This window comes from Candidatus Methanoperedens nitratireducens (assembly GCF_900196725.1).
In the GTDB taxonomy this organism is placed as follows: domain Archaea; phylum Halobacteriota; class Methanosarcinia; order Methanosarcinales; family Methanoperedenaceae; genus Methanoperedens; species Methanoperedens nitroreducens_A.
In genome coordinates, this window is the sequence record NZ_FZMP01000033.1 from 1 (window position 1) to 9,584 (window position 9,584).

The 9,584-nt window shown below is 48.6% G+C and carries 8 protein-coding genes and 1 pseudogene; 3 read left to right on the forward strand and 6 right to left on the reverse strand.

Going from position 1 to position 9,584, the window contains the following annotated elements; translation table 11 throughout:
- Window positions 1-93: 93 nt before the first annotated feature.
- Window positions 94-528: pseudogene (locus tag MNV_RS03695) on the forward strand (DUF2071 domain-containing protein); the annotation flags it as partial.
- Window positions 529-570: 42 nt separating this feature from the next.
- On the opposite strand, the gene MNV_RS03700 reads toward MNV_RS03695, so the two are convergent.
- Window positions 571-1,548 (reverse strand): methanogenesis marker 2 protein, encoded by a 978-nt coding sequence (locus MNV_RS03700; RefSeq protein WP_096204031.1) that lies wholly within the window; start codon window positions 1,546-1,548, stop codon window positions 571-573.
- 253 nt (window positions 1,549-1,801) lie between these two features.
- On the opposite strand from MNV_RS03700, the gene MNV_RS20960 reads away from it, so the two are divergent.
- Window positions 1,802-3,679 (forward strand): Clp protease N-terminal domain-containing protein, encoded by a 1,878-nt coding sequence (locus MNV_RS20960; RefSeq protein WP_218837881.1) that lies wholly within the window; start codon window positions 1,802-1,804, stop codon window positions 3,677-3,679.
- Entirely contained in the window at window positions 3,645-4,394 is a 750-nt protein-coding gene (locus MNV_RS21460) for an AAA family ATPase (protein WP_218837882.1), read from the forward strand. Before MNV_RS20960 ends, MNV_RS21460 begins: the two co-directional genes overlap by 35 nt.
- A 39-nt stretch (window positions 4,395-4,433) precedes the next feature.
- Here the strand turns inward: MNV_RS21460 and MNV_RS03710 are convergent, their stop codons facing one another.
- The 5 genes from MNV_RS03710 to MNV_RS03730 all read right to left on the reverse strand — a co-directional run bounded on the left by MNV_RS03710 (window position 4,434) and on the right by MNV_RS03730 (window position 9,561).
- Window positions 4,434-4,886 carry an Hsp20/alpha crystallin family protein gene (locus MNV_RS03710; protein ID WP_096204032.1) on the reverse strand — a complete coding sequence of 151 codons (453 nt, stop codon included), beginning with the start codon at window positions 4,884-4,886 and terminating at the stop codon, window positions 4,434-4,436.
- Window positions 4,887-4,976: 90 nt separating this feature from the next.
- A complete protein-coding gene (locus MNV_RS03715; RefSeq protein WP_096204033.1) occupies window positions 4,977-6,209 on the reverse strand; it encodes a phytoene desaturase family protein in 1,233 nt (410 codons plus the stop codon).
- A complete protein-coding gene (locus tag MNV_RS03720) occupies window positions 6,206-6,367 on the reverse strand; it encodes a 4Fe-4S binding protein (RefSeq protein WP_096204034.1) in 162 nt (53 codons plus the stop codon). Before MNV_RS03720 ends, MNV_RS03715 begins: the two co-directional genes overlap by 4 nt.
- Window positions 6,367-8,475 carry a DHH family phosphoesterase gene (locus MNV_RS03725; protein ID WP_096204035.1) on the reverse strand — a complete coding sequence of 703 codons (2,109 nt, stop codon included), beginning with the start codon at window positions 8,473-8,475 and terminating at the stop codon, window positions 6,367-6,369. The genes MNV_RS03720 and MNV_RS03725 overlap by 1 nt, the downstream gene beginning before the upstream one ends.
- An 84-nt stretch (window positions 8,476-8,559) precedes the next feature.
- Window positions 8,560-9,561: a hypothetical protein gene (locus MNV_RS03730; protein WP_096204036.1), complete on the reverse strand. Its 1,002-nt coding sequence runs from the start codon at window positions 9,559-9,561 to the stop codon at window positions 8,560-8,562.
- Window positions 9,562-9,584 lie beyond the last annotated feature (23 nt).

The window sequence follows — 9,584 nt, forward strand, 5'->3', positions numbered from 1 at the left end:
TTACGCTGGTAAATGGTCATCTGGCAAATTGTATAAAGGGATAAAAATTCGTATCAATTAGCCGCAGGTGGCGAAGTTAGGTTTAATGGTGATGCATACGCGAGCCTTGTCGCGTTGCATGTGATAGGACCTTGTCCGGGTTTACTTTTACCTCTGGGCAGCATCTTTCTAAAGTACAACCAGCTTAACGTGCGCACCTACGTTAAAGCAGATGCAGGAAGTGGGATTGTACTGTTCGATACTCAGGTTGACCGCATCCTTCCCGCGCTCGGGGCGCGTCTGTTCGGCATGCCTTATCGTCTTGTCCAAGGTCATGATTTTAACGTACTCGGCAACTATGTAGCTCTGAATACGCAGGGTATAAAGGGGGAAATAGAAAAAGCCGACCCCTTCACGCCTCAGGAGGGCAGCCTTGAGAGCTTCCTGACCGACCGGTTCTGGGTATATGCACGTTCACCCGTCGGCGCGGTCTATGGTGTAAGAATAAAGCATGCCCCCTGGAGATTGCGCTGGTGGATGTTTCTGTAGTGGAAGTTGCTATGGTAAGATAAGCTCCCCTGAGCGGAAATCCTACTGAGTTATCCCTGTCACCGTGTCTGTCTTGAAATCAAAGACCGTCACACACTTGCCACCGCTGCATATATCAAGCCTGTGTGTATCCTCTATACTTCCGATACACGCGGCGCTGTATCCTGCGCTCTCAAAAAGAGAAACTACTTCTGACTCATTCTCAGGCAGCGAAGTTACAATAAAGCCGGTTGCAGGATGAACCTTTAACCACTGAACAAAATCAACGTTCTCCGGCGCTAATATCTTATCAAGCTCAACCCGCGCCCCTACCCCGCTTGTCTCGACCAGCATGCCCAGTGTCCCTACCACGCCCGGATTGCTGATATCCTTTCCAGACGTAACAAGCTTTCTCTCCCCGAGCGTCTGCATCACCCTGTATTTTGCCCTTACATCCCCGGGTTCTTTCATTGTCGTGGAATCAAAGCTGTACGGAGAGTTGGGGCCCATTCTTCCATCCATATCACAGGCAGCGATCACAGAATCCCCTGCCCTGGCAGTGCTGCTCCTTATCTCGCATCCCCTTTTCACAGTACCGATAATGGCTACAGATAGCGATGTGTATGGCGTATCCGGATGCAGGTGACCGCCCACCATCGGAACGCCGAATTTTGCTACCCCGTCCCTGATACCTCTCAGTAGTTCCTTGGATGCTTCTTTGTTGTCCGAGGACAGCACGTTTACCATAGCCACGGGTTTGCCTCCCATAGCTGCGATATCATTGACGTTGACGAGCACAGAGCTGTATCCTGCCCACCACATGCTTGCGCTGATGAGCCGCGCCCAGATGCCGTCTGCTGCGAACAATACATAGTCATCTCCCCCGATATCAATAACAGCCGCATCATCGCCAAAATCCACGACACAATTTGAATACTCCGAGCGTACGCTCTCGAATATATTGATGAGGTCTGCGATGGGCTTTTTGCGGGTCACGCCCTCGAATTCCCTGATTTCCCTGGCGATTCTCTGGAGGTTCATGGTGCTCAGAACATGCAGGATTATTAATTATAATTTTCTATCTACATGCGGCACTATCCCATAATTCGGTTATGAATATTTGGAACGAGTTACCCCATAATATTAAAAGAAGTTTTTGGAGATGATCTGATACATCAGTATTGCCTGCTCTATTTCAAATGATTTTGGCATTGAATGTGAAAAATCAATAGACTTTTGGCTATTGACAACATTTTAATCCCAAAACCGCCAATTAACCACCGGGAGATCTCACATGCCCATCCGATTCGACCGTTTCACCATCAAAGCCCAGGAAACATTTGCAGATGCACAGAGCATAGCTCTTGACAGGAACCAGCAGCAATTAGAAGTAGAACACCTCCTTCTCGCGCTCATCAACCAGAAGGAAGGCCTGACCCTCCAGCTCTTACAGAAACTCGGCGCAAATGTCGCAGGAATAATATCGTCGCTTGAGGAAGAGATTAACAAACTCCCTCGCATCGAAGGCGCAGGGGGCGGGCAGATATACATCACCCAGCGGTTGAATGATATCGTTGAGGCTGCTTTTGAAGAGATGAAGAACCTCAAGGACGAATACCTGAGCACAGAGCACCTGCTGCTGGCTATAGCGGATGAAAAAGACGGTACCTCGGCGCGGCTCCTGAGACAGAACGGCGTATCAAAAGACGGTATCATGAGAGCGCTGCGGGAAATCAGGGGCTCCGCACGGGTGACAGATCAGACGCCTGAGGATAAATACCAGGCGCTGAAAAAATACGGGCGCGATCTTACCGACCTTGCAGCGCGGGGAAAGCTTGACCCGGTCATCGGACGCGAAAACGAGATCAGGAGGGTTCTTCAGGTGCTTTCACGAAGAACGAAGAACAACCCTGTGCTGATAGGTGAGCCTGGCGTTGGAAAAACAGCAATTGCAGAGGGGCTGGCGCTGCGTATCTTCTCTGGAGATGTGCCTGAGAATATGAAGGACAAAAGGGTCGTGGCGCTGGATATGGGCGCGCTGGTCGCAGGAACAAAGTTCAGGGGTGAATTTGAAGAGCGCCTGAAGGCTGTGATAAAAGAGGTGCAGGACTCTGAAGGGAAAGTCATCCTATTTATTGATGAGCTTCACACCGTTGTGGGTGCTGGCGCTGCCGAAGGCGCTATTGATGCTTCAAACCTCCTGAAGCCCGCACTGGCGAGGGGAGACCTGAGGTGTGTCGGCGCTACAACGCTTAACGAATACAGGAAATACATAGAAAAAGACCCCGCTCTTGAGAGAAGGTTCCAGCCCATACTTGTTGGAGAACCCACGGTCGAGGAGACAATATCCATACTCAGGGGCTTAAAAGAGAGATACGAGGTACATCACGGCGTCAGGATAAAAGACTCTGCGCTAATCGCAGCAGCAGTGCTTTCCCATCGCTATATAACGGACAGGTTCTTGCCTGATAAAGCCATTGACCTGATCGATGAAGCCGCTTCAAAACTCAGGATAGAGATAGACAGCCTGCCGTCAGAACTTGATGATATCGAGCGTAAGATAAGGCAGCTTGAGATCGAGCGCCAGGCAGTGAAAAAAGAAAAAGACCGCTATTCCAAAGAACGGCTTGAGAAAATAGAAAAAGAACTCTCCGACCTGAAAGAGCAAAGCAAATCCATGAGAGCGCACTGGCAGCTTGAGAAAGATGCCATTCAGAAAATAAGGAAGATAAAAGAAGATATCGAGAAAACGAGGATGGCTGCAGAAAAAGCCGAGCTTGAGGGCAACCTTGAGAGAGCATCAGAGCTCCGGTACGGTGTACTGATCAACCTGCAAAAACAGCTTGATGAAGAGAATAAAAAGCTGACAGAGTTCCAGAAAGATAGGAAAATGCTCAAGGAAGAAGTGGATGAGGAGGATATAGCCGGGGTTGTCTCAACATGGACTCATATTCCTGTAAGCAGGATGCTTGAGAGCGAAATGCAAAAACTGGTGCATATGGAAGAGCGCATAAAGCAGCGTGTTGTGGGTCAGGATGATGCAGTAATTGCTGTTGCTAATGCGGTCAGGAGAGGGCGCGCCGGGTTATCAGATCCAAATCATCCCATAGGCTCTTTCATGTTCCGGTCCTACGGGCGTGGGCAAGACAGAGCTTGCAAGAGCACTTGCTGAATTCCTGTTCGATTCCGAAACGGCGATGATACGGCTGGACATGAGCGAGTATATGGAGAAGCATACGGTAGCCAGGCTTATCGGCGCGCCCCCGGGCTATGTGGGATACGAGGAGGGCGGGCAGCTCACAGAAGCAGTGAGACGGCGCCCGTATTCTGTCGTGTTATTCGATGAGATAGAAAAGGCGCATCCTGATGTGTTCAATGTGCTGCTCCAGATACTGGATGATGGCAGGCTCACGGATGGCCACGGGCGTACGGTGGATTTCAAGAACACGGTGATAATTATGACATCCAATATCGGAAGCCAGTGGATATTCGAGCTTGGGGATAAAGAAGATAAGATGAAAGAGAAAGTAATGGAACTGATACACCAGCAATTCAAGCCTGAGTTCCTGAACCGCCTGGATGAGATCATCATCTTCCACTCGCTGAAGCTCCCGCAGATAATGAAGATCGTGGACATCCAGTTTGGGATACTGAGCAGGCGCCTTGCCGAGAAAAAAATCAACCTTTCCATGTCTGAAAAAGCAAGGAATCACATAGCCAAGATAGGCTATGATCCGCTGTACGGCGCACGACCAATCAAGCGGACGATACAGCATACGATACTTGATCCCCTTGCGATAAGGATACTTAATAAAGAATTCGTGGAAGGGGATTCTGTGGAAGTTGATGTTGAGGGAAATGAGATTGTGTTCAGAAAAACAGGGTGATGAACCCATCATTCGCCTGAGGATTCATCAAATTTAAGCTCACTCCACCTTTATCTCCTTTTTCTCCTTGACCTCTGTCTTTGGCATTTTTATCTCAAGAATCCCATTCCTGTACGAAGCCTGGGCGTTATTTGGGTCTACCGGTGATGGGAGAGCGATAGCGCGATAATAACTCCCGCTGCGCCTTTCCCTGTACACGTAGCCTTTCTCTTTCCTCTCCTCTTCTTTCTTTGTCTCTGCCGATATCTCAAGCCTGTCCTCTGTCAGGTTTATTTTGATATTCTCTTTCTCAAGCCCCGGCATCTCAGCCGTAGCTATAACTTCCTTATCGGTCTCAACGATATCGATGAAAGGCTGCCTGTATTCAGCCGGCAACATCTCTCCGCGCTCGCCAGATGGTAAAAGCTGTCGCCGCGGTCTCCCCCAGAAGTCTTCAAACATCCGATTCATCATTTCTTCGAATCTTCTGAAATCATCCCTTATATCTGCCATTCAAATAACCTCCAGAGTTAATGTTTTTAATGATTGTACTTAAAACTAACGTAGAGAGATTACTATATGTTGTGAGAGACTGGTGAGAGACTAACTTACCCCTATCTCCTTCATCACATTCCTCACCCCCAGCGCCACCCCCTCCACCTCGATCCCTCCTTTCCCTTTCGCGCCATCGCCAACAATGTAGAGATTTTGAACAGGCGTCCTGTACCCAATATCGCTTCCTGAAGATACCCTGTTCACAGGCCAGTCGCCGGAATATGACTGGATTAACAGCACCTCGTATTTTTTATCGGAGAATAACTTTTTCAGGTCAGAAAGCCCAAGAGTTATCTCATGAGCCAAATCATCGGATAGGACTGTCTGGTGGGACATTGCAAGATGCTTCCCGGGCGGCGCAAGCGAAGGATCGGCATTTGTGACCTCATTTATCCCGTTGACCCTCTCCGCGTAAGGCGTGAAAAGAACGCCGCTATGCCCTATAAGGGGTTCTCCGGAGGAAAGACATATTTTAATCCCTCTCGATGGCTTGGTCTTTTTTATGAACTCCAGATACTTCTCGTCCCTGCATTCGTACATCCGGCTTGTTTCAGAGTGCCCGACATCGCTGATAACAATATCGGCATCTATTACTTTCCCATTGGCATTTACGCCTTTTGCCAGTCCATCATCTGTTATTATTCTATCGATGCATGCTCTGGTATTTATTTTTCCGCCGTTTGATTTTATGACATCCGAGAGAGATTCTATTACTGCGCCGCATCCGCCTGCCGGGATACCCGGTCCTTTGTATCGGTACATATTATCGATGATTTCCAGCACCTTGCGGGCAGGGACATCATTTGCGGCAAGGCTTAATGACCAGCCGCAGTATGAATCCGCAAGCCTTAGCAGGAACTCATCATTAAAATATTTCAGGATCCAATCCCTGAATGAGATGTCAGTTTTAGGTTTAAATTTAAGGGAATATGCCAGTATAGTTCCGAGTTTCACCTGTTTTGTAACTGACAGTCCTTTTTTAAAATCGTGGAATTCAATATTACTCTCATCCTCTTTTTTGATTATAGCCATAGGACTTGAATCGATTATGGTAACCTCCGCTCCTACCTCACGCAGTAATTGCGAAAGCGGTCCCCGTGAGCCGTGGGGTATCATATGGAGTGCGCCTGTGCTGAGTTTGAATCCTTTATATTCGAGATTGGTAAACCTGCCGCCGATAAAAGGGAGGCGCTCGAATATCTCGACATCGTATCCAGCTTTTGAAAGTTTTGCGCCTGCAAGCAATCCGCCAAGACCTGCGCCAATGATCACCGCCTTCATTCATCCTCCGAGATAGCAGAGACGGGACAGTATTCAATGCATATCCCGCACTCAATACATTTCTCGTTCATCGAGGCGTGCCCGAACACTGTTATCGCATCGTGCGGGCAATAGACTGCACACTGGCAGCAGCCCACGCATTTTTCACTGACGTTCATCAGGTCCCTGCCGTTCCTATCTTCTCAGCCAGCTTCGCCAGCACTTCTTTTCTCATGCCTTCAACGAACTTTATGCTGCCCACCACGAGATGCCCTCCGCCGCTTACGCCCGCGCCTTTTATCTCGCTGTGCAGTTCTTTCACCATCTGGGGTATGTTCATCTTTACGCCCCTTGAGCGCAGCACTGCAAAATCCGGGCCATAACCGATTGTCACAACAGGCTGCCCGCTGTATTTAGCGCAAAGGCGGTCATGTATCTCACCGCTCGTTTTGCCCGGCGGAGGGAATGTGAACTTGTGGGCGAAATTCTCAACATCGATAACATTCAGTATGGCGCCGTTTGGCAGTTTCTGCGTTTTTACATTTGGCATCGACGCCTCAAGCTGCTCTGTTATGGCGGCATTTGCCTGCTCGCACAACAGCTTGACGATTTGCTGGTGCCGGATAGAAGACCCGAGGTTAAGTATATCGTTCATTATCCCTCGCCCGTCGCTGAACCTCTGCCAGAACGCCTCATAATCAAGAGCAAGCGCCATATTCTTCAGGTCTTCGGGTTTATATTTTCCATTAACCACGGATTTATAAAGCTCTCCTTCAGGCGCCTCCGATCTGTCCCCGACCGCTGAAACTGCCGGGAGGTGTTTTATTTCCTCAACAACTTCAGGATTTATCATACGGGCTATCTCAGTGCCTATCATGCCTGTGGTTATGCCGAAATCCCCGCCTGCATAAGCCGGGTTCACATGCTCAAGCACCATTGAATCAATAGTACCGTCGGGATGGTGATGGTCGATAACCAGTATATCTACACCATAAATAACAGCCTGTTTCATGGAAGGCATATCTTCCTCTGTCGCGCCGTTGTCCATCAAAACTACAAGCGGCATCCTCTGGGCAAATCTCTCCTGGTCTTCAAGTGCAAATGTAAGATCTTTTGTCACATCCTCAAGCTCGTAGAACGGAGCCTTTGAAGGCGAGCGCCTGTAAAAGTGACGGTCTGCATCAGAGCCCCCGACTTCCCGGATGAGCGGGAGAAGAGCGCGCTCAATAGCGATAGCAGAGGTGATACCGTCCGCATCTGCGTGATGCCGAATGATGATCGGGCGTGATTTAAATACTGCCTTTCTGATGAGCTTTGCTGCATTTCGCATCCTGGGCTTGAGCTTTTCCAGAACCTCGCTCTTTACAAGGAACTGGATATCATGCGGCTCTGCACGTACATCTATAGCTTTTTCGATCTGCTCCTTGATACCTGTAGCATCCCCTCCCCAGAGCTGCTTCATGGAGCGTATCTCGACCTGCATGGCGCCGTTCCTCATCGAAGGTTCGCCGATTATCTTCACTATGGTTTCGGACTTGATCTCAGGATAGGCGCGCTCCCCGGCTTTCTCAAAAGCCGCGCACTGCACTGTGCTATCTTCATCTGAAATCGTGAAAATCGTGGGTCCGCCAGTCTGTTTTATCTGGATCACTTCGCCTGAGAGATGAACGAGTTTGCCGAGATATTTTGAGAGTTCTGTGGTCTTCCTGCGAGGAAGCTGTTTTTCGACCTCGATGAGCTGGTATTCCTTCGGGCTTTTCGGGAGCAGTTCGATGTTGCCGTTCGGGGCTATGTTCTTTACTTCGACAATGATCTTATCCCCGACCTCGGGGCTGAAATTGATGTTGCTTGCATGAACAAGACCACGAAGCTGCGGGTTCAAATCAACGAACACGCCGAAGTTGGCATGCCCCTGCACCTTCCCTTCGTAGGTCTTTCCTACTTCAAGCTCACGGGTGTCGCATTCTGCTCCCAGGATATGTACAAGAGGCTTTTTCGTGCAGCTCTCGCAGAGGTCACCTTTGTCCGTTTGCTTCCCGCACACGGTGCATGTGAAGAATTTCCCTCTCCCGCCGCAGGCTTTGCACGGCTCGGTGACTGAAGCTTCGCCCGTGCCGCCGCATGTGGCGCATTTCATGCCTCCTGACATGAGCTTGCTTAGGTCTTTTTCAGATAATTTATCAAGGCTTATGGATTTCTGCTTGCCTGAGCCTTTGCAGTCCGGGCATTCTTTCTCGCTGATTATGATTGAGCCTGTGCCCTTGCAGTCTTTGCATTCGGTAGTCATAAAATGAAACTGATAGATGCAGTATGGAGGGAAATAAGTTACGAGGGGTGGAAGAAGGATTTTGTATCTCTGGAATAACTACATCTACGAAGATTTGATTTCCTGAATCGCCCAATCGAGCGTTTCAAGGAATTTCTTCAGAACGTCTTCATTTTTGAATATTGTTAGTGGTATATTAGGACGCTTTGAAATGGCTTCGGGGGAGATGGCAATACCTGGAATTTCATTCAGGCGGCGCAGTAGCTCTAAACGTTTGGATTCGTTGTCGAATGGTGATTGCATTTTCATCATCTGAAATTGAATTTCCACTTTTCCGTAAGTCCAAACCGCAATTAGATAATGTGGTACGCCTCTGTAATCGAACATTGTAAAGAAGGATCCATCTCTACTTCCTTTGCCCCACCAGATCCGAAAGTTTCTGGTTTCTGCCCATTCAAAAATTTTACATGCAAACCTAGCCTCTTCGGCGCCCCGCTTTGCTCTCAAATCTTGGAAGAAAGAGCTTTTATCCCATTGCTTACTAAGGCCACTGGATTTCTTCTTTTCTGCTTCTGCTGTCAGTCCCATGACTCTAGGAACAAGGATCTTAAGGCTTCTGCCAATATACTGCCTGATTTCAACTGCAAGCACCTCAGCCGGATCCATTTGCTCATTCAGAAATTCCACCACACGTCGAAGTTCTGTAGGAATGTCATCTGCCACAAAGACCATGCGTATTTTACCTGCCTGCAGATTAGTCTTGGTCTTTTGCCAGAACTGTTCTGGATTGATATCATCGCTAAGAAATTCACTGAGTGCCGGTTCAGGTTCTATGCCCTTATCTTTGCAACTTGCTTCAAACTTAGCACGGATTGATTCAATCGGCCAGTATACAACTGCATTGGCAGCATAATCCAGCATCTGACCAACTACTTCTCGCCTAATGCGCGTATCAGTGCTGCGTTTGACCTCCACCAAAGTCGGGATGGCATCTTGATCGAGAAATAAATGATCTACAGACCACCTTCCTTCGCCATCTTCTTCAGATGGTAGTGAAGCTTCGCGTGAGACTAGTGGACTGTTTGATAAGTAATTTCCGATATTCAACTAAGCTAAGTCGCATAAATAGA